Below are 20,456 nucleotides of genomic sequence, written 5' to 3'. Positions count from 1 at the left end.
TTTTTTTAACTTACTCCTAGTTCCCACGCTCTGCGTGGGAATTCATACGAGAACGCTCAGCGTTCCGTGACGCAGAGATCCACAAACTGAGGTACAAAATCCCGAAAACCAATGCGTTCAGAATAGCTAGAAATTCGCAATTGGGGACCTGCCCCTCTGTTTGTAGCTGCTCAAGGTAAACCCATAGGGCCCAATGATATTCTAATTGCTGCCACGGCGCGCGCTTATGATGTAGTATTGGTGACATATAATACCGGCGAATTTTCACGGGTGACAGGGTTAAGGTTGGAGGATTGGGAAATTGAGTCGTTACAAGTTCAACATTTATGCTGCTATCAAACGCATGGCTAGACCGTTAACCCAAGGGTAAAGTCTAAGATTCCAACAAAAATATATGAATGTTAGAACTGACCTTAAAGTTCTTAGCTTATTTGTCAATAAATTCGCAATTGGAACCTGACGCTTGTTTTTTGACCCTTTGTTTTCACCTCTAAATAGCTCTTTAAGTATTGGTCTAAATATTGGGATCCCCTATAATCAAAGCATTGAAGAAGATGACGATTAGCAAATGATAAAGACAGAAAAACAAGGTTTACTTCAATTATTAAAAATTGCATTACCGTTTATAATTATTACAACGGTTTACGCAGTTCTTGTACTTAGTATTGAAGAATATTTTGGTGACCACATTTATAAAACATCTGGACAAATAGGCTCTGTATTTGGGCTTGCTGTTGCCTTTTTCTTGGGTTTTAGAATGAATTCAGCGTATGACAGATGGTGGGAAGCAAGGAAAATATTTGGAGAATTAACAAACAACACTAGAAGTTTCGTTGCTAAAATCTATGCCTATTATGGTAATTCAGAAAATTTTAAAGATATCGAGCAAGCAGATTTAAAACTTCAAGCTGAAAAATTAATTAGATTGACTATTTTATACATACGACAGCTAAAAAATGAAATGCACAATAATTTCAAACCCAGTTTTAATGAGCAAGAGTTAGAGTTATTTAGCGCATTTAAAATAAACATAGAAAATAAAATTTCAAACGAAATATTAGTAGCGATCACAAAAACCCTTGAAAGCGATTTCTCTTCAAGAGCTAATATCGAAAAAAGCGATTTAATGCAACAAATTAATCGTTTTTATGACACTCAAGGTAAAGCAGAGAGAATCAAAAACACGCCTTTTTTGATGATTTACAGTGCTTTCACGAAAATAATTGTGGGTTTTTACGTCATTCTTATACCTTTATTTATTGGCGATATAGACTTAGGAGGAGAAAACAGTGGATTTGAGTTTTTAGCAATTCCAGTTATGGTAATCATAAGTTCTGCGTTTTTAACAATAAACAAGTTAACAAACTTATTTGCTGAGCCATTTTCGGAAAATAAGACTTCTGTAACTATTGATAAAATCTGCAAAACAATAGAACAAAATTGTAATGAAGTAATGAACAAACTGAAGTAAAAACTACGAATAAAAGCTAAGGGTTAGGTCCCGAATTGCGAATTCATATGCAGAAAATAAAAGCAGAGGGATGTTCAGGTGTTTATTTTTGCATAGTAGTCTAGTTAGTAGGATGATGATATGGACTCCTCTCCCTTCTGACGGTGCCATATAATGCACCTGATATAAGAAAAGCCCGGTAGGGTGGGCAAACAGCCTTACCGTTTGCCCACCATTTACCGATAAACTTGCACTTGCAGATATACATATATAGATAACTTTTCCTATAAACATCATATCTATTACTCACTTGTCATTTCTCTTCATAATTCTATAGTAGACCCCGACTTTTGTGACCCCGACTTTTGTATAAGTAGTGAGATAATCCAATGGCGGCGTTATGCTCATTAAAAATTGACATACTAAATATAGTATCTATACTATTTATGATATGTGGAAAATATTTGAACATAAAAAATCTATAAAGCAAATTAGCTCATTACCAACTGAAGTTTTGAAGCGATATGAAAAATGGAAAGATATCGTATCAATTTCTGGTCCAGACGGGTTAAAACAGATTAAAGGATTTAACGATGAGCCTTTGCTAGGCGAGTGGAAAGGACACCGATCGTCACGCCTCAACCTTCAATATAGAATTATTTATAAAATTGAAAATGAGCAGTTTTTTGTATATGTAGTTAAAGTAACTGCACATGATTATAGGAGAAAGTAATATGAAAGATTATCAAGAATCTCTAATTAGAGAAAAAGTTTCCATAGGTGAGTCTGTTCGTATTATTCGCGAGTTTCAAGAATTAAGCCAAAATGAATTATCAACTCTTACAGGAATCCCTCAATCAACACTTTCAGCTATTGAGCATGACAAGGTAAACTTAGGGGTAGAAAGAGCAAAAGTTCTTGCAAGAGCATTACAGGTTCATCCTGCTGTACTTGTTTTTCCAGGCTGGGATGTAGAGCAAAAAGAAGTCGCATAAAAAGGCGCTCCACCTGACTGCGGGAAGCACTGAGATAACTGGGTTCAGGGTAAAGTTAAACTCCTTCTATTTTCAGATTTAAATTTACTCTGACCCGAATGGCACTTACTTAAGAATAAAACACATAAATCACAGTGAGTTACTTTATTTTCTTCGGGTGTCCATTCTTTCTAATCACTGCTCTTGCTTCTTCTCTAGGTTTCATTAACAAGGAAAAAGGCTTTGGTCTTCTTTTTACTGCACGAGGTTCTATTCGACCAGAACGATTTCCAACCCGCTGCTGAGCAATTAATACAAATAATGATTCTTCAATGACTCCTGTACCAGTAAGAGCCGTCTGTTGAGTCCATGCCAACCACAATTGTAGTGTATGCTTAAAGCTAAGCTGGCGTGGTAATATATCGACTAATAAAGCCGTTTGAGCCATCAATAGTCGAATCAGATTATAGGCCAGAAAATAGACCCATATCTCCTTTTCACTCATTTCGGGTGTTTTACAGCTGAGCGTTTCCATGCCCATCGTCGTTTTTATATTCCGGAAATCAACTTCAATCTGCCAGCGTTTTTTATACAAAACCTTGAGTTCTGGTTTCGATGCTTCTTTAGGGCATAGCAATGTTGTTATGAGTATCTTGCCATGAGTGCTTAACTCACGGATAAGTAACGTTTTCGGTGCAACATCATAGTGCGCTTGTGTCATCCAGTCTGGTTTGATCTTTGGTTTGGTTAGTTCGATTAAGTGATCTCTGGTGCCTATTCGTTTGCCTTTCCTAAAGTCAGTTACCCGTTTACGCGCGCCCATTTGCTCAAAGACGGCATCAATGCCTTTTCACGCAGTGAAGCTAACAAAAATAGGTACCATAAAAAGCATCGCCAAGAACAAGGTCTCCCGTATCAAAGGTGTCTATAATATTACGAAGCAAACTTTGCTCATCTGAGCCTTTTCCATTGAACCGTCCTATCGACGCATTTAAAACGGCCCCACTTGAAAGGCAGATAACGCCAACCAACCGACAAATTGGAAAACCAAGTCCTGGTTTTTGACCACTCTGCTGAGGATATACTGCCTGATTTTCAACGGTGTCGGGCATTGTTACAGTGGTTCCATCAATTAAATGTACACGCCTTCCATGCCAGCGCCATTGCTCAGGGATTTGACAGTTAATGAGCTCACCTGTCTGGCAAACTAGGTCAGAAACCATTGCTAATGGCAAACGCTGTCTTGCTCGACAATAACCACCCGTAGAGGTACTAACAGGTGCAAGGCCACCAATGATACGTTTTATTGCTGCATCATTGACCGCTTTTTGACAGGAGCGATCTTCACTCAAGGCTTGTGCTAAAAAATTGAAAGTGTTTCTGTGGGCGGATAAAGTCGCTCTCGATGTTCAGGTAATAAGGTGTCAATTCTTGATAGCAGTTCAGGGCAGGTGAGCAGGTTAAAAATTGATACGAATCTGTCTTTTCTGCACATTTTTTTATTCTTTGTTGTTGGCAGCGTAAAAATTTGTTATTAATAAACATTAAGGCAGGTTTCTCGGTGATGGCTAAGTTGTTTTGTCGCAATCAGTTTATCATCGAACCTGCCTTTTTTAATATTTTCAGTAGCTTATATCTTAAGTAAGTGCCATTCTACTCTGACCCCAGTTATCCTGACCGGTTATCGCAGTTATCGCAGTTATCGCAGTTATCGGACAAATACGTGCTGACCTAGCCGCTCAAGGTAAACCCATAGGGCCCAATGATATTCTAATTGCTGCCACGGCACGCACTTATGATGTAGTATTGGTGACACATAATACTGGCGAATTTTCACGGGTGACAGGGTTAAGGTTGGGGGATTGGGAAATTGAGTAGTTACAAGTTCAACATTTATACTGTAAGCGTCAATTAAACCACACATTCTAAACCCCTATAAAAAAGGGCACACTAATACCTCCATTTAACTTCAGAGGTATTTATGAGCCCATCTCAAAATAAAGCGGCTATGCAAGAGCATATACCACAATGGCAAGCCAGTCGTTTAACTCAGGCTGAGTATTGCAAGGTCCATGATATCAAGCCGCATATCTTCAGTTATTACAAAAAGAAATTCGGTTCGGCCAGCTCGTCAGTGCAACAAACCAGCCAACTGGTTCCGGTAAAATTTGTTGCCGAAGACAATTTAAGTGGCCCAAGGCTATCGTCGGTTATCAAAGTCACTCATACCAATGGCTTTAGCCTGGAAATACAGGCCAATACGGAACTCAGTATTTTAAAACCGTTATTGGAGTTGGTGAGGTCCATCTCATGATAAACGGTCTTGCTGTTAATCAGGTGTATCTGGCGACAGGTGTTACGGATATGCGTAAGTCCATTAATGGCTTGTCGCTGATCGTTTCAGAGCAGTTGGGCCATGATCCCTTTACCGGGAGTGTTTTTGTCTTTTGTAATCGCTCTCGCGATAAACTAAAACTACTCTATTGGGAATGTAATGGCTTCTGGCTTTATTATCGCCGCCTGGATAAGGGGACGTTCCAGTGGCCAAGCGAATTGAACGAGCAGGCTGTGTCACTAACCTCACGTGAATTACACTGGTTACTGGATGGTTTATCCTATCACCAAGTGCAAGCGCACACGGCTGTTTCTGGTCTAAAAAACAACTGATCAAGCGACTCTATTCTGCATAAAAAGAATCAATAAAACAGCAAGTTAAACCTTATTTATCAGCCTTTTAGTGGTATAATAATGAAACTTCTCATTATCCACGGGAAAATATTAAAAAGTTGCTTTACAATATATTCTATGAACTCGCCTAAACCTGAATTACCAGAGATAAACAAAGAAGATCGCACACCGCTAGTCGATGTGTTATTGGAAATGCTTGCCTGGCAACAAAAGCAGATTGATGAGTTAGCACAAGAGATACTCAAGCTTAAAGGCGAAACCACAAAGCCTAAAATCAAACCGAGTACAATGGATAAGGAGGGTGCCCCAGGAAGTGATGACTCCTCATCAAAAAGGAAAAAAGGCCCAAGGCGCAGTAAAAAAGGCAACCTCAAAATAGATGAAACCCAAATTATTTAGCCGGATGAAATCCCAGAGGGTTCACGCTTTAAAGGGTATCAGGATCGTGTTATTCAGGATATTACCTTTCAAACTCATAACATTCGTTATCGTTTAGCAGAATATATAACGCCAGAGGGTCTTACGATTTTAGGTCAGCTTCCTGAAGACATTCAGGGAGGTAGTTTTGGTAAAAGCCTTATTGCCTTTATTCTCTATCAATACCATCACCAACATGTCACACAGCCATTACTACTGGAACAAATTCGTGATTTAGGCGTCGATATTTCGAGCGGTAAGCTCAGTTATATACTAACAGAAGATCTGGACGATTTTCATGCCGAAAAAGATGAATTACTGAAGACGGGATTATCCGTTTCTAAATATATTCATACAGATGATACTGGCGCACGGCATAAAGGGCAAAATGGCTATTGCACACATATTGGCAATGATTTTTTTGCCTGGTTCAGTAGTACAGAAAGTAAAAGCAGAATCAATTTTTTAAACTGTCTATCACAAGGCAAAACAACGCTTTATACATTGAACACAGGTGCCATTGAATACATGGCACAAAATAAGCTGTCTGTTGTAATATTGGCGACACTGGAAAATATCAGTGTCTGCATTAACACGGCACCTGACGGGTGCGAATGGCTGGATCAGCAAGGCATCGTTAAACCTCGGCACAGAAAAATAGTCACGGAAGGTGCTTTGATGGGAGGGCTGCTAGACCAAGGCATTTCCTCTGACTTTTTCAATTATCAGTGATGATGCAGGGCAGTTTAACGTCTTTGATCATGCCTTGTGCTGGATCCATGCCGAACGAGTAATTAATCGCCTGATTCCTTTAAATGACAGCCATACCAAGGCAGTAGATGACGCACGCGACCAGCTTTGGTCGATTTACCATGACCTGAAAGCTTATAAACTTAATCCTGTTACCGAACAGGCGAGCAGTATCAGGCAGCGCTTTCAAATCCTATGCAGTACCAAAACCTGTTACGAAACGCTTAACCAGGCCCTCGGGCGAATGGGGAAAAATCAACATGAACTCCTCCGTGTACTCGACAAACCCTACCTCCCACTTCATAACAATTTAAGCGAACGGGATATAAGGGATTACGTCAAGAAACGAAAAATCAGCGGGAGTACACGAAGTGATGCAGGGCGGAAAGCCCGTGATACTTTTGCCAGTCTCAAGAAGACCTGCCGAAAGCACGGCATGTCATTTTGGGGTTATTTAAAAAGTCGCTTACTGAAGTTAGAAGGGATTCCTCCGTTATCGGAAGTCATTCGTGCGGCCGCTGCCAGTGGATAATGAGAAGTTACAATAAGACTTCTGTAACTATTGATAAAATCTGCAAAACAATAGAACAAAATTGTAATGAAGTAATGAACAAACTGAAGTAAAAACTACGAATAAAAGCTAAGGGTTAGGTCCCGAATTGCGAATTCATATGCAGAAAATAAAAGCAGAGGGATGTTCAGGTGTTTATTTTTGCATAGTAGTCTAGTTAGTAGGATGATGATATGGACTCCTCTCCCTTCTGACGGTGTCATATAATGCACCTGATATAAGAAAAGCCCGGTCAAACAGCCTTACCGTTTGCCCATCATTTACCGATAAACAAGGTGGGCATAAAAGCATTGCCCACCCAACCAGACTAAAGATGAATAGATGAGTGAGCCAGAAACGCCGGGAGTAAAGAAAAAAAGAAGCGCCGGAAAAGCCCCCGCTTCCTCCAGATATGCGTGTTCATAGGAGGATTTCCAGAAATGCTTCCGAGAAATTGAGAAATGGAAAGACACTTACTGAAACAGAAATCATGTCTCTTTTTAAAGCGGATTACATCGAGGATGAAGAGCTAGATAAAATTATAATGCAATATGGGCAGTCAACATTAGTAGATTTATTTGCTGGGTTTGATTGGTCTAAAAAGAAAAAAGTAGCAATATCACAATCAACAGTAATATGCCCAAATATTGAATCAGAGCTTATTGCATATTTCAAGAAACATCCAGAGCAGTTGTATTCAATCACACCAAGGAAGTTTGAGGAATTTGTTGCAGCAATATTTAGAAATCATGGCTTTGACGTTGAGTTAACACCGGAAACTCGAGACGGCGGCGTAGATGTTATAGCCATTCATAAATCACCGCTTACTGGAAATACTGTAAACTTAATAGAATGTAAAAGATACGCCCCGGACAACAAAGTAGGAATTGGGGTTGTGCAAAGGCTGGTAGGTAATGTTATTCAACGACAGGCTCATAAGGGTATTGTCGTAACTACGTCTTACTTTACTGCGGACGCAGTTATCGTCTCTAAAGAGTCCAGGAACATACTTACTCTAAATGATTATTCAGATATTTTAGAATGGATGAAGTCATTTAACTAAACTCAGCGCGCCACTATTTATCGAAAACACGTACACGTGGGAGGGATGTTCAGGTCCCGAATTGCGAATTCTGGTGTGATTAAATAATTATTCTAATCGGGTAAGTGCTAGAAGGAAGGTGAGGGTCTTTCCTTACCAGACATACAAAAAAGTAATGGGTAGTAATGTTGCCTGAAAAGACCTATTCTTTTGATACGCTTTTTTTGTATTTCTCATTAAATCCCTGTGATAGCAAAATCTAAGGATGCAATAATTTCACCTCTAAAATGATTTAATGTTCCAACTGGTTTTTTTAGTATTTTTGCAGGAACTGATGCAATCTGCGGTGTCAGTAGCAATAACAGTTCCCCGCTATAGTTTATTTCAGGCGTAAGTCGATTTATTTGTTCATTTTTAAAATGACTCAACTTGCCTAATGGGATAACAATTCTTGTTGCTAATTCTGAAATTAACGGACTTTGAATATCAACGATATACGGGTAGGCACTCTGTGTATTCTTATTTGGGTTTTTATAAACATCAAACTGGGCCATTAAAAGTTCCTGTATTCGTCACCAAAACTACCCTGTTCTTCTATAAATTTATTGTAAGCTTTAATTGCATTTTTATTTTCTTCTAGCCATTGTATAGATTCCGCTTGGGCCAGTTTTTCTCTCAGTGCCTGCTCTAATGTTGCTGATAAATTAATGTTCAACTCTTTAGATTTTTTAAGCAGGTCACTATTTAAACTAAGGTTTGCTGCTTTTTTTGGGGCAGTATAATCATATAAGTCTTGCATACTAATATCCTCTAAAATTACTTAAACCTATTATGCGCAATACTATGCGCATTGTAAAATGCTTTAACCTCTATACGACTAAAAGTCGTGTAGAGCTGGGGGGGCATTCATAAACCTATTTAGCAACGCAGATGCTCTTCGCGTATTTGTACAGACGGTTGGCGACAAGGGTTACAGTAGAATTAAATCATGGAATCTGGAAAAAATAAGATGAGATTAGAGAATAAAGTTTAATGATTTTTAAGCTCATTACAACGAATCGTTTAACTCGCCAAGCTGGTTATCTCAATATTAACTATTCATAATAAAATCGGTTGCTTCAAACAAGGAACAGTTTTATTGCGATTATCCGGTGTGTACAATACGCATCATGGGCAGTCGGTAGTATGGGCAAAGAGGCTCTTTTCCGTGCCCATCAATACAAACGCACATGACTCAAACCTGATGGGCACGCTACGGCTTTGCCCATCCTACATTTCAGGGTGATAGAATGGAATATCGACGCTTTTACAAGCCAGGAGCAAGATATTTTTTACGGTGGTAACGGCAAACCGAGAACCCTTATTGATTGAAAATATTGATCGATTGCGTGCTGCTTTTCATTTGTGTTTATCGTAGAGTGACGTGAGTGAATCAAAAATAAAAAAACGCGAAAAAGGTATCTGGCAGCGTTGTTTTTGGGAGCATTATATTCGTGATGAGGATGATTGACGACGGCATATAGATTATATTCATTTTAATCCAATCAAACATGGGTATGTTTCAGATCCTAGTGAATGACAATACAGCTCATTTTGTCAGGCGATTGATAAAGGCTGGTATGCATCAAATGTTTTATTAAAAGATAATTTCGATGGTATAGGACATGAGTAGTAGGTAGGATGGGCAATGGGGGCTTTTTCCCGTGCCCATCAATACAACTTGATGATCTCGGCTGAGATGAGGGTATCGCTACGCGTTCATTATTTATGAATTTTATGATAATCATTTCAGTGTCGTTGATCTTAGCAGTTTTAATTTGGAATGATTTCAGTTATAAGCGAAAAATTAACAAAGGCCATCAATGTCGCTGGTGAAGCAATAAAATAGTCTATGTCCGATCTACTCACCACCCCTAAAGCCCTGAAACAAAGCGCTTTAAAAATCTGGCAGCGTGGCGATATTCATCGCGCCTGGCTACAAAAAACCAGCTGTTTTCCGCTGGATATTCCCTTGAAAAACATTCCCGCTAAAAACTTGCTGACTGATTATAGTGAATTGCAGGATGCTATTTATACCTTGCGCCAGGACAGTGAAAAACACGGTTATTTAATTATTGATAAGGCGATTAGCCATCGTCAATTAGGCGAACAAAAAATTCCTGCTGTTATCCGTTTTACAAATGCAGCTATTTTTCTAAGCTATTTAGCTAAAACTGCTGAATTCATACAATTTCAAGCACTCACCGAACAAAGTTTGCAACAAGATGGCTTATTAATAGACTGGTTAATTCGTTATCCTTTTAAAGTCATGCAATACGCCGAAGTCTGGCCGCAGTTGTTAAAAGTGTGTGCTTATTTTGAAGCCCATCCTCAGCCTGGTTGCTATATTCGTCAACTGGATATTAAAGGTGTGGATAGTAAATTTATTGAACAATACAAAAGCATTTTAAGTGAGTTATTGACGCAAACTTTAGCCCAGTCGAGTTATCAGGCGGATATTAGCGGTTTAAAAAATAATGGTTTTGAACGCCGTTATGGATTGCGTTATGACCAGCCTTTGATTCGCTTGCGCATTTTAGATCCGGCGCTGGCGATTCAGGGCTTAACGGATTTAACGCTGACTTTGAGTGAGTTTAAAGCCTTAAATATTCCAGCAAAAACGGTGTTTATTGCGGAAAATAAGGTGACTGTTTTGGCGTTTCCTGATCATCCTGAGGCGATCGTGATTTTTGGTTTGGGTTATGCGGTGAATTTGTTGGCAGATGCGCGATGTTTGCAGGATCGTACGGTTTATTATTGGGGTGATTTAGATGCGGATGGTTTGGCAATTTTAGCGCGTTTGCGGCAGTATTATCCGCAGGTCAAATCGATGTTGATGGATGCGCAAACTTTAGAGCAGTTTGCGCATTTAGTGGTTCATGCACCAACAAAAATCACTGAAAAAATATTAAAGCATTTAAGCGATGAGGAAAACTTGCTTTATCAGCACTTGCATCAGGAGTGCTTACGCCTGGAGCAGGAACGGATCAGTTTTAGCTATTTGCAGCAGTATCTGAATGCGGGTTTGAAATAGTCATTTAGCGCGCTGCTTGAGCGCTCGCAATGCTGTTAATGTTATTCAGCAACGCTCAGCACTCTGTGACCATCACAAACTGTATTTCCACGAGGGGGCCGTAGGAACGAGAAAAGCTACAACTGATAAGGGTTTAAGGCGCGGGTAAAATATGTTGGAATTACCCATTATTACATCCGTTAGTCTTATAGATAGTCGGCCCAATTCTTAACAACAGATATCTCTTGCTTAGTGACAGCCTGCAGTCGCCAGCCAGTTAGATAAATCACCTAAATCATGCTGCACTCCATCAGCTCCAGTAAAGTAAACACGGTGTTTATCATTAGAAATATGCACAAAAGATTGGCTTGAAGAATACTCCCGCTGAATAAATCCATTGGATACCTGTGTATAAGCGCCCGCTGGAGCAAGATACTCAGGAAAATTAATTTCTGCCCAGGCAAATAAACATTCAACAGCACTCTGGTAGCCAAATTCATTAATAATAGTGCGACCTCCGGAAATTACCAGGTCTGGATACTCCAACAGCTTAAAGCGTTGAAATGGGTTGCCTCGCACGGCAATCAGGTCTGCCGGAGCATTGGCACTTAGAGTACCAAGACCGGGAATATCAAGGCGCTTACCCGCTTCTGAGGTAGCCGCTTTTAATACATTAAGCACATCTACAAAGTCTACAGATTCACCGCTGGTAAGGTGTAACATCATATGTAATTCCTCGCCATTAATTCCCCAAGGCACATTATCATGACCAATTTCAGAGCCATAAATAAACTGCGCACCCGTATCCGGATTATGCTCTATTGCATGGGCGACAGTATGCGTATTGGAATGAATTCCCATGCCATCAGCATTGACACAAGAACCGAGGGTGTCGATTGTGGTTACAAAAGTCACTCCTTTTTGTACCGCTTCATGCAATAAGTCGTCACTGATTGCTGCACAAGGCATGTGTGCAAACTCATCCACGCCAGCAGCTAACGCACGAGTAACGCCTTCATCCTCGCCAACATGCGCAATCACTCGTTTTTCCAGTGTATGTGCTTTAGTTACTATCGCGTTAACAATATCCTGCGACAGTAAATTCCAGGGCGTTGCTGGCACAGGCTGATCGCCATGCGGCAACATCCAGGGCGCCCCTGGCTCACCACCAGACTCAAGGGCAATCTTGATTGCTGTTGCTCCACCAGTCACCAAATTAGCAACTACTTCTTCAGCCTGAGCCACCGAACTGACCGGAATGCCTATCTGGTCATAACCGCCTTCTCCGCCGCCAAATATGTTCAGTGGATAACCGCCTGGTGCCTGAATAATAGGCCCCGTACTCAATAAACGTAAAGCGCCGTCACCGCCTTCCGTTACTTGCAATGCTCCACCCGTATCCTGCACCGTAGTAATACCATGAGCCAAAACCTTGTCTTTGCGTACATTTTGAAAAGCGACATGCGCATGAGACTCAATAAATCCAGGCAAAATTGTCGCATCACCCAATTCTATCCGGTAGCCACAGAGTTTACTTAATTCGCTCGCAGTGCCGATACTGACAACTTTATTGCCATTAAGTAATACCGCCTGGTTTTCCATAAGCATATCACCATCAAACAGTCGGTCAGCAGATAACACCTGACAATCAGGCGCATCCTGTACTATGTCTGTATTAGTATTGCCATGATCTTCACCATTGTGAGCATAAACAATGGCACTGAAACCTTGATTCAAACACATAGCCAACATAAAGGGCGTGGTCACCGACAGAAGAGATTTTAATTTCATTTTTTTTCCTTGTTATTAGTTTTACACACGAACCGCATACAAACGTTTTTAGCTGCACTCTAAACAAGTCGTAATCTTTACAGACCAGGCTCTGGAAACGGAAATAAAAAAAGTACATTGCATGTATATTTGTGAGCTAAAAGCTTTATGGCAATACATATAATTCAGTCTATAAAGTATTGACCACAGCACGCATTGATCTTATCCAAAAATAAGTACTATTTCTAACTGAGTTTGTATGCTAAAAGATGTTTTATATATGCTAAACGGTTACTTTAATATTTTTTTGGCATAGAACTCGGTAAATACAGACAAAAATGAAACCCTATCGCATCCAGAATTCAGAATTACAGTCGCTTATCGCGCAACAAAACACTACGTCACATGCGTTATTACCGGATGATTTAGGTTACTACCAATTTACGAATACTCAGCTTGATGCAGATTTAAGCTATATCGAGACCTCTTATCAACCAACAAAAGATACAGCAATTATCAGTCAGATAGATCATGCTGAACCAAAAATTGTCGTGACCTTAGCCTTGCAAGGCAGCTCTCGATTTGCAGCAAAAAATGGCGATGAAGTTATTTTTAAACAAGGATACTCAACCATTACACGATTTAACACCACGGTAGGTGAACGTCAGTATCAAGCGGATCAACCAACTCACCAATTACGTCTGATATTAAATAAAAATTGGTTGCGTAGGTATATAGAAGAGCAACAATTGGAAGATTTGTTTAAACACAATAATCTAAAAACTTTAAGCTGCCAGCCAATGGCCTGTCAAAGCCATATAGCAGTGCAACAACTACTAAAAAACAATGAACAGGGGGCAATGCGTACCATGTTTATGCATACCCAGGCTATGAACATATTAACAGCTGAACTAATGCATTTATTTCAGCCTTACAAGACAGAAAATCTACACGAAATTTATTTAGCCAATGCAGCGCGCGATATTTTATTATGTATGTTTAAATCACCGCCAACAGTGGCTGAACTGGCGCAAAAAGTGGGAACTAATTCAAGCAAATTAAAAAAGCTCTTCCATCAATACTTTAATACCACGCCTTATGGCTTGTTATTAGATATTCGCATGGAAAAGGCCTATCAACTACTCGCATCCACCCACTGTCAGGTCGCTAGCGCCGCATATTACGTAGGCTATACTCATGCAGGTAATTTTAGTACTGCGTTTTATAATTATTTTGGGATAACACCTAAGGAAGTCTCTAGGGAGCGTGGAATAATTAAATTCGACAATTAGGAGGAAGAATGGGCAAAGGAGTGTTTTGCTCGTGCCCATTAATACAACTTGTTAAAGCAGCACGTCTTTAAGTACTCTAAATGCCATATTGCTTTTGATACTCTTTAATTGCAGCAATATGCACATTATAAGATTTATCGCCGGCAATAAATTCAATAATATGTTCAAGTGCAATGATCGATATCACGGGCATTGCATAACGCTGACTGACTTCCTGTATGGCAGAAATGTCATTCTCCCCTTTTTCCTGTCGGTCTAATGCAATCAATACACCTGCGGGTGTTGCGCCAGCCGCGTTAATAATTACGACTGATTCGCGTACAGAAGTCCCTGCAGTTATGACATCATCCAGAATCAGGACATTACCTTTCAGCGGCGCACCAACCAGATTGCCACCCTCACCGTGATCTTTGGCTTCTTTGCGGTTAAAGGCAAACGGAATATCGCTGTCCTGCATTTGCGCATAGGCGATTGAGGCGGCACTGACTAAAGGGATTCCTTTATATGCGGGTCCGTATAAAATATCGACTTTCAGGCCTGAATGAATAAGTGCCTGAGCATAAAATTGTCCCAGCTTTGCTAGTTGCGCGCCGCTATTAAAAAGACCGGTATTAAAAAAATAAGGACTGATCCGTCCTGATTTTAAATGAAATTCACCAAATTTTAATACGCCGCAATCCAGGGAATATTGAATAAATTGTTTTTGATAATCAAGCATCAGTTATATCCGTGCTAAGAAAGTTTTCTAAAATAGTGTCCAGAAAATGCCAGCCTTTTTCCGAACATTCATAGTGTTGTTGATGTTCAAATAACAGCCCTTGTTGCAGACAATCTGCTAAGGCAGGCTGTAAGGATTGTAATGATAATCCTGTTCTTTGTGTGTAGGTCTCAAGATGAAAGCCCTTTTTTAAGCGTAAGTGATTCATCACAAATTCCAGTGGCAAATCACTCTGTTTAATCGCCTGAGCAAGTCTATCATCTTTAGTGTGTTTGAGATATTGCTCGGGTTGTTTGGGTTTCATGGTGCGTACAATATTGGCAGGCAAGCTGCGTGTTATTTTTCCATGAGCTCCTGCGCCTATGCCTAAATAATCACCAAAAGACCAGTAATTTATATTATGCCTGCACTGTTTACCCGGTTGCGCATAGGCGGAGATTTCATATTGTTGATAGCCATGTTCGGCTAATAGTTGCTGGCAGGCCAATTGCTCTTTAAATATAGCTTCATCATTTGGTAATGCTGGCGGGTACTTATGAAAATAGGTATTTGGCTCTAAAGTCAGTTGATAAAAGGAGATATGGCTGGGTTGTAATGCAATGGCTTGTTGTACATCGTGTAAGCTGTCTTGCTCGGCGCTCTCAGGTAAGCCAAACATGAGATCCAGATTAAAGTTAGCGAAACCTGCCTGTCGGGCAATGCTAACGGCTCGAATAGCTTCCTGTGCAGAATGTACGCGCCCCAAACGTTTTAAATGTTGATCGTTAAAGCTCTGTATGCCAATAGACAGTCGGTTAATGCCAATCGCTCTATAATCAGCAAACTTTTCACTTTCAAAGGTACCTGGGTTGGCCTCCAGAGTAATTTCTATATCATCAGCAAAAGTCAGGTATTGCTGCATAGCTGTAAGTAAACGATCTAGCTGAGCAGCAGAAAATAGACTGGGTGTGCCTCCGCCCATGAAGATACTTTGTATGGTCCGGGTTTCCTGGAATTTGGCTATATCTTGTGCCAGGTCATCTATCAGGGCATTGATATAGCGATCCTCCGGGAAGGTGTCTTTAACCGCATGGGAATTAAAGTCACAATAGGGACATTTCTGTATGCACCAGGGGAAATGTATATACAAACTAAGTGGAGGAGATAAACGGGCGTTCGGCATAAAAAATAGCGATGATAATTTGCGTTAATATTCCGCGTTGCCATGTTTTCGCAGAAGTTTTTGTACAGCAATAGATTCGTTAATTATACGCATTATCCACCGGCGAAGTGCAATAATACGCTGGCTTTCGTGCGCCAATCAAAAGAATCAGGGCTTGAAAAAAAAGAATCAGCATAGCATTGCTCGTTTACTTGCCAATAAATACTCAGCATATATACTGTAAAGTTTTTATTCGTTCTTAATTTATATAAATAAGGTTTACGATGAATATTCATGAATTTCAGGCTAAACAACTCTTTAAAGATTACCTGATACCTGTTCCCGAAAGTGTTGTCGCTACAACTGCTGCCGCTGCATCTGCTGCAGCACAAGCTTTAGCCGGTGATAGCTGGGCAATAAAAGCTCAGGTTCATGCAGGTGGGCGTGGCAAAGTCGGTGGCGTAAAAATCGCACAAACTGCCGAGGATGCTGCCCAATTCACGGCACAAATGCTGGGGCAACGTTTAGTCACAAAACAAACCGGTGCAGCAGGCCTGCCGATTAATTCAGTTTTAGTTGAAAAAACCTATCCTATTAAACGCGAATTTTATCTTAGCTTACTGGTTGACCGACATGAGGAAAAGCTCTGCTTTATAGCTTCCGAGGCCGGCGGGATGGATATCGAAGCCGTTGCCGAACAAAGTCCGGAAAAAATTATCACATTATTTATTAATCCAGCCGCCGGCTTACAGTCTTATCAGTGCCGGCAAATAGCCTTTGCATTATCCTTACAGGGCGAACAGATAAAAGCTTTGCAAAGTGTCATGTCCGGTATGGTAAATCTGCTTGTGGATAAAGATGCGAGTCAAATAGAAATTAATCCTCTGGTGGAAATAGCAGACGGCCGCCTGTTTGCACTGGATGCAAAAATCAACTTTGATGACAATGCGCTTGCTTTGCATAAAGACATCATGGCATTACGCGATACCGAACAAGAAGATGAAAAAGAAAATAAGGCAAAGCAATTTGACCTTAGCTACATAACCTTGGATGGCAATATAGGCTGTATGGTCAATGGCGCGGGCCTGGCGATGGCAACCATGGATCTAGTCAAGCTTAAAGGCGGATCCCCGGCTAATTTTCTGGATGTTGGCGGTGGCACGACCACAGACAAAGTTACCGAGGCATTTAAGCTGATTGTCTCTGATAAAAATGTACAAGCTGTACTGGTCAATATATTTGGTGGAATTGTGCACTGCGATGTCATTGCTCAAGGTATTCTGGGGGCATTAAAACAAATTAAGACGGATTTACCGGTTATAGTCAGGCTGGAAGGCACGCATGCAGAAGAAGGGCGTGCGCTATTAGAGGGTGCTGCACCTAATATTATTGCTGCGGATAATCTGGATCATGCAGCCGAACAAGCGGTTAGCCTTGCTGGAGCAGGAATATGAGTATTTTAGTTGACCAGAACACCAACGTTATTTGTCAGGGTTTTACTGGCAAACAAGGTACTTTCCATGCAAAGCATGCCTTGGCATACGGTACCAGGCTTGTTGCGGGCGTTACTCCTGGACGCGGGGGAACCGAACATTTAGGCTTGCCGGTTTTTGATACTGTGCAACAGGCATATGCCAGCACCCAGGCTGATGCCAGTGTTATTTATGTGCCGCCTTTTTTTGCTGCGGATGCAATTTTAGAAGCCGTTGATGCAGGTATTAAATTAATTGTCTGTATTACTGAAGGCATTCCTGTTTTACATATGTTGCGCGTTAAGGCTGCGATGGCAGGAAGTGATGCGCTACTTATTGGTCCAAACTGCCCCGGTATTATCACGCCTGAAGCCTGCAAAATTGGTATTATGCCTGGCAGTATTCATCTACCGGGTAACATTGGCATCGTCTCCCGCTCGGGCACATTAACTTACGAAGCAGTCCATCAGACAACTCAGCAGGGTCTGGGGCAAAGTACGTGTGTAGGTATCGGTGGCGATCCTATTCACGGCATGAATTTTATTGATGTCATTAGTCGGTTTCAAGCAGATGAGCATACTCAGGGCATCATTATGGTTGGAGAAATCGGTGGTAGCGAAGAAGAAGAGGCAGCTGAATATATTAAAAACCATGTGACTAAGCCAGTGGTTGCATATATTACCGGTTTAACCGCGCCAGCAGGTAAACGCATGGGACATGCGGGGGCCATAGTCACCGGCGGTAAAGGCACAGCAGAGAGTAAAGTTTCCGCATTAAAAGCAGCTGGCGTAAGGGTAGTCAATTCACCTTCAATTATGGGCTTAGCGATGAAAGAGCTTATTGCAAATGCCTAGTCTTAAAATAATTAAATGAACAAAGCTGCACAACTATCGCTTGCAAAAGGCACCTAATCCGTGTAAAAAATTGATACATCATCAAATCATAATATATTGAGGATAACATGAAAAAAACTACAAAAACTATAACAACTATCGGTTCAGCAATTGCTTCAACATTCGCGGTAAATGTGGCTAATGCAGAAAGCAATCCATTTGCGATGAGTGAACTAAGCAGTGGCTATATGCAGCTTGCGCAGTCAGATAAAGCAGGCGAGATGAAGTGCGGTTCTAAAATGAAAATGGACAAGCAGAAGGAAGCTGCTTGTGGCGAAGGTTCATGCGGCAGCATGATGGACAATGGCAAAATGAAAAAAGGCCTGGAAAAGGTCTGTGGTGCGATGATGAAAGGCAAAGAAGGCGCGTGTGGAGATTTACAGAAAAAATCAGCGTCTAAAAAAGAAAAAAATAAAGGCTACTCTGTTAGTAAGACAGGATGGGGCAATAAAAAATCTAAAAAAACCACACCCGATACCATGCAAAAAGGTATGAATATGGATATGGGCAAAAGCAAAGAAGGGAAATGCGGTGAAGGCATGTGCGGCGGCATGATGCAAGATGGCAAAATGAAAAAAGGCATGGAAGGTATGTGCGGTGACATGATGAAAGGTAAAGAAGGTAGCTGTGGCATGGGCATGAAAGGCATGGGCGATATGAAGGGCATGGGTGACATGAAGGGCATGGGTGACATGAAAGGCATGGGCGACATGAAAGGCATGGGTGACATGAAAGGCATGGGCGGAATGAAAGGCATGGACGGCATGAAGGGAATGAAAGGCGAAGAAGCAAGCTGTGGTGCTATGATCTCTCCTGAAAAAGCGGCTGGTAAATAGAGCAGAATTTATAACCCCATGAGTTTGATTTTTGCTTGCCAAGTATACATTTTTATTTTGCATAGGCGGCTTTATCCGCCAGATAAATAATACCTGCAAGTATTACAAAAAACTGTTTAGAAACTAAATTAATGGCCCGGTTTTGCTAAAATCGGGCCATTTTTTTGAGATAGAACAATAATATTTCCTGATTGTCTAGAGTCCTGTCAGCATTGTTGATTTATCGTTATAAACGTTAAACTACATCAGTCCGTGATCCCTGCTGACACTGTCAAATATGACAGAATAAGTCTCAATGCACTATACCCGGTTGTCCCTTTTAGAATTAGAACAAACGCGTTTTTTAAGATATTTTCTTTTTACCTAACGGGCAAGTTTTTTCATTGCAGCACTCCATTTTTGCCGCTGCGCACGATAATTCAAATTGAACTTGTTAGTAAAGGCTATGCAGTATATAAAGAGCTCTAATCTGATTACTATTATCCGGTAAGAGAATGAAATACATAATACGCAAACTAAATGCAGATTTTATTTTTAATGAATTAGAACAAGTCAGGCAGCAATTTGTAGATGCATTAACTTACACTATGGAAAGCGCTAATATAGTTTTTGATAAAAAAGCCAGTCACCCATTAGATATTTATATCGAGTATGATTTTCAGCAAAAGGACCATGAAGATGTTGTTTATGGGTTTAATCTGCGTGAAGAAATTGCCAGAAACTTTGCGCTGGATGTAAATAAGTACCATGCATCTGAGCGGCTTTTAAACATCAGTAAGAGTTTAAGGCAATTAGCCGATGAATTAGATAGTCGATATAAAAAAGAACCTGTCCAGACAGTTGCTGAAATTAAAGATCAGCAGCAAACCGAATACGCTAAAAAAGTTAATCGTTCATATCGTGAAGTACTGAAAGATGCGCTTGCAATCGATGAAGCTAGAAAAAAAGAACAGTCATTGAATGACTTGAATAGATCAACAGGATTTCTGGATGCAGAATACAAAATAAACCCGCATCAGGATCAAACACCCTTATTAAAAGATAGTTTAAATGATTAATTTTTTGTCTGGAAATCTATCGGAAAAGCATAAAACCTCAGCAATACAGGATTCATATGGTCGACGCAGGCTTTAGTTGTTACTCAATAAATTCCAACAAATCTTTACTATAGGTAATGGTTTTGAGAATGGAGCTATTGATCAGGCTAAGGGACGCAAGTTTAACGTCAATGATCGCCCTTGATAAACGCAAAATTATAAAGCTCATCTTGCTTAATCATACGTAATTCAAAACACTAGAAAATAACGTATTCACTCATTCAGATCTATTTGTCTCGGCATAATACACACCTGGCACTGACTTTCATAACGCGATAGAAGACGGTGACAAGCTAAGTCTTATGTTGCACGAC

The 20,456-nt window shown here is 40.5% G+C and carries 22 protein-coding genes and 2 pseudogenes; 18 read left to right on the top strand and 6 right to left on the bottom strand.

Annotated features, from left to right (window positions below; genetic code table 11):
- Window positions 1-132 precede the first annotated feature (132 nt).
- The 4 genes from AU255_RS21250 to AU255_RS18220 all read left to right on the top strand — a co-directional run bounded on the left by AU255_RS21250 (window position 133) and on the right by AU255_RS18220 (window position 2,445).
- Complete coding sequence (locus AU255_RS21250; RefSeq protein ID WP_332889082.1) at window positions 133-351, top strand: PIN domain-containing protein; 219 nt, start codon at window positions 133-135, stop codon at window positions 349-351.
- Between the two features lie 217 nt (window positions 352-568).
- On the top strand, window positions 569-1,471 hold the full coding sequence (locus AU255_RS18230) for a bestrophin family protein (RefSeq protein ID WP_080524316.1): 903 nt from the start codon (window positions 569-571) through the stop codon (window positions 1,469-1,471).
- A gap of 430 nt (window positions 1,472-1,901) precedes the next feature.
- On the top strand, window positions 1,902-2,183 hold the full coding sequence (locus tag AU255_RS18225; protein WP_080524315.1) for a type II toxin-antitoxin system mRNA interferase toxin, RelE/StbE family: 282 nt from the start codon (window positions 1,902-1,904) through the stop codon (window positions 2,181-2,183).
- Window position 2,184: 1 nt separating this feature from the next.
- Entirely contained in the window at window positions 2,185-2,445 is a 261-nt protein-coding gene (locus AU255_RS18220; RefSeq protein WP_080524314.1) for a helix-turn-helix domain-containing protein, read from the top strand.
- Window positions 2,446-2,584: 139 nt separating this feature from the next.
- On the opposite strand, the pseudogene AU255_RS18215 reads toward AU255_RS18220, so the two are convergent.
- Window positions 2,585-3,969, bottom strand: a pseudogene (locus AU255_RS18215) (IS4 family transposase).
- A 138-nt stretch (window positions 3,970-4,107) separates the two neighbouring features.
- Here AU255_RS18215 and AU255_RS21245 point away from each other — a divergent pair.
- The 8 genes and pseudogenes from AU255_RS21245 (at window position 4,108) to AU255_RS18195 (ending at window position 7,892) form a co-directional block, all read left to right on the top strand.
- A complete protein-coding gene (locus AU255_RS21245) occupies window positions 4,108-4,302 on the top strand; it encodes a PIN domain-containing protein (RefSeq protein ID WP_332889081.1) in 195 nt (64 codons plus the stop codon).
- Between the two features lie 103 nt (window positions 4,303-4,405).
- A complete protein-coding gene (gene tnpA, locus AU255_RS18210) occupies window positions 4,406-4,738 on the top strand; it encodes an IS66 family insertion sequence element accessory protein TnpA (RefSeq protein WP_080522315.1) in 333 nt (110 codons plus the stop codon).
- Window positions 4,735-5,091 (top strand): IS66 family insertion sequence element accessory protein TnpB, encoded by a 357-nt coding sequence (gene tnpB / locus AU255_RS18205; RefSeq protein WP_080521668.1) that lies wholly within the window; start codon window positions 4,735-4,737, stop codon window positions 5,089-5,091. The genes tnpA and tnpB overlap by 4 nt, the downstream gene beginning before the upstream one ends.
- Window positions 5,092-5,229: 138 nt before the next feature.
- Window positions 5,230-5,511 (top strand): hypothetical protein, encoded by a 282-nt coding sequence (locus AU255_RS19935; protein WP_143736021.1) that lies wholly within the window; start codon window positions 5,230-5,232, stop codon window positions 5,509-5,511.
- Window positions 5,512-5,520: 9 nt separating this feature from the next.
- Window positions 5,521-5,916 (top strand): annotated as a pseudogene (locus AU255_RS21515) (hypothetical protein); the annotation flags it as partial.
- A gap of 117 nt (window positions 5,917-6,033) precedes the next feature.
- A complete protein-coding gene (locus AU255_RS20960) occupies window positions 6,034-6,261 on the top strand; it encodes a hypothetical protein (RefSeq protein ID WP_233144748.1) in 228 nt (75 codons plus the stop codon).
- A gap of 34 nt (window positions 6,262-6,295) precedes the next feature.
- On the top strand, window positions 6,296-6,811 hold the full coding sequence (locus AU255_RS20535) for an IS66 family transposase (RefSeq protein WP_198942693.1): 516 nt from the start codon (window positions 6,296-6,298) through the stop codon (window positions 6,809-6,811).
- A 508-nt stretch (window positions 6,812-7,319) separates the two neighbouring features.
- The gene (locus AU255_RS18195; RefSeq protein ID WP_198942692.1) at window positions 7,320-7,892 is read left to right on the top strand and encodes a restriction endonuclease; all 573 of its coding nucleotides are present in this window, start codon (window positions 7,320-7,322) and stop codon (window positions 7,890-7,892) included.
- Window positions 7,893-8,107: 215 nt separating this feature from the next.
- Here the strand turns inward: AU255_RS18195 and AU255_RS18190 are convergent, their stop codons facing one another.
- Both AU255_RS18190 and AU255_RS18185 read right to left on the bottom strand, forming a co-directional pair.
- Entirely contained in the window at window positions 8,108-8,425 is a 318-nt protein-coding gene (locus AU255_RS18190) for a CcdB family protein (protein ID WP_080524312.1), read from the bottom strand.
- A complete protein-coding gene (locus AU255_RS18185; protein ID WP_080524311.1) occupies window positions 8,425-8,670 on the bottom strand; it encodes a type II toxin-antitoxin system CcdA family antitoxin in 246 nt (81 codons plus the stop codon). The genes AU255_RS18190 and AU255_RS18185 overlap by 1 nt, the downstream gene beginning before the upstream one ends.
- 1,092 nt (window positions 8,671-9,762) lie before the next feature.
- On the opposite strand from AU255_RS18185, the gene AU255_RS18175 reads away from it, so the two are divergent.
- Window positions 9,763-10,944 carry a Wadjet anti-phage system protein JetD domain-containing protein gene (locus AU255_RS18175; protein WP_080524310.1) on the top strand — a complete coding sequence of 394 codons (1,182 nt, stop codon included), beginning with the start codon at window positions 9,763-9,765 and terminating at the stop codon, window positions 10,942-10,944.
- A gap of 228 nt (window positions 10,945-11,172) precedes the next feature.
- Here the strand turns inward: AU255_RS18175 and AU255_RS18170 are convergent, their stop codons facing one another.
- Complete coding sequence (locus AU255_RS18170; protein ID WP_080524309.1) at window positions 11,173-12,714, bottom strand: amidohydrolase family protein; 1,542 nt, start codon at window positions 12,712-12,714, stop codon at window positions 11,173-11,175.
- 317 nt (window positions 12,715-13,031) lie between these two features.
- Between AU255_RS18170 and AU255_RS18165 the strand changes: the two genes are divergently transcribed.
- Window positions 13,032-13,985, top strand: a complete 954-nt coding sequence (locus tag AU255_RS18165; protein WP_233144747.1) for a helix-turn-helix domain-containing protein — start codon at window positions 13,032-13,034, stop codon at window positions 13,983-13,985.
- A 76-nt stretch (window positions 13,986-14,061) separates the two neighbouring features.
- Here the strand turns inward: AU255_RS18165 and pyrE are convergent, their stop codons facing one another.
- Together pyrE and hemW are read right to left on the bottom strand one after the other, a co-directional pair.
- Window positions 14,062-14,703 carry an orotate phosphoribosyltransferase gene (pyrE, locus tag AU255_RS18160; RefSeq protein ID WP_080524307.1) on the bottom strand — a complete coding sequence of 214 codons (642 nt, stop codon included), beginning with the start codon at window positions 14,701-14,703 and terminating at the stop codon, window positions 14,062-14,064.
- Window positions 14,696-15,865, bottom strand: a complete 1,170-nt coding sequence (gene hemW, locus AU255_RS18155) for a radical SAM family heme chaperone HemW (protein WP_080524306.1) — start codon at window positions 15,863-15,865, stop codon at window positions 14,696-14,698. The genes pyrE and hemW overlap by 8 nt, the downstream gene beginning before the upstream one ends.
- A gap of 263 nt (window positions 15,866-16,128) precedes the next feature.
- On the opposite strand from hemW, the gene sucC reads away from it, so the two are divergent.
- The 4 genes from sucC to AU255_RS18125 all read left to right on the top strand — a co-directional run bounded on the left by sucC (window position 16,129) and on the right by AU255_RS18125 (window position 20,103).
- Entirely contained in the window at window positions 16,129-17,298 is a 1,170-nt protein-coding gene (gene sucC, locus AU255_RS18145) for an ADP-forming succinate--CoA ligase subunit beta (protein WP_080524304.1), read from the top strand.
- Window positions 17,295-18,170: a succinate--CoA ligase subunit alpha gene (sucD, locus tag AU255_RS18140; RefSeq protein ID WP_080524303.1), complete on the top strand. Its 876-nt coding sequence runs from the start codon at window positions 17,295-17,297 to the stop codon at window positions 18,168-18,170. The genes sucC and sucD overlap by 4 nt, the downstream gene beginning before the upstream one ends.
- A gap of 107 nt (window positions 18,171-18,277) precedes the next feature.
- Entirely contained in the window at window positions 18,278-19,045 is a 768-nt protein-coding gene (locus AU255_RS20530) for an HvfA family oxazolone/thioamide-modified RiPP metallophore (protein WP_198942691.1), read from the top strand.
- Window positions 19,046-19,539: 494 nt separating this feature from the next.
- Entirely contained in the window at window positions 19,540-20,103 is a 564-nt protein-coding gene (locus AU255_RS18125; protein ID WP_080524302.1) for a hypothetical protein, read from the top strand.
- The last annotated feature ends 353 nt before the right edge of the window (window positions 20,104-20,456 follow it).

This window comes from Methyloprofundus sedimenti (assembly GCF_002072955.1).
In the GTDB taxonomy this organism is placed as follows: Bacteria; Pseudomonadota; Gammaproteobacteria; order Methylococcales; family Methylomonadaceae; genus Methyloprofundus; species Methyloprofundus sedimenti.
The sequence above is the reverse complement of the archived record's forward strand: the minus strand, read 5'-3'. Positions and strand labels throughout refer to the sequence as shown.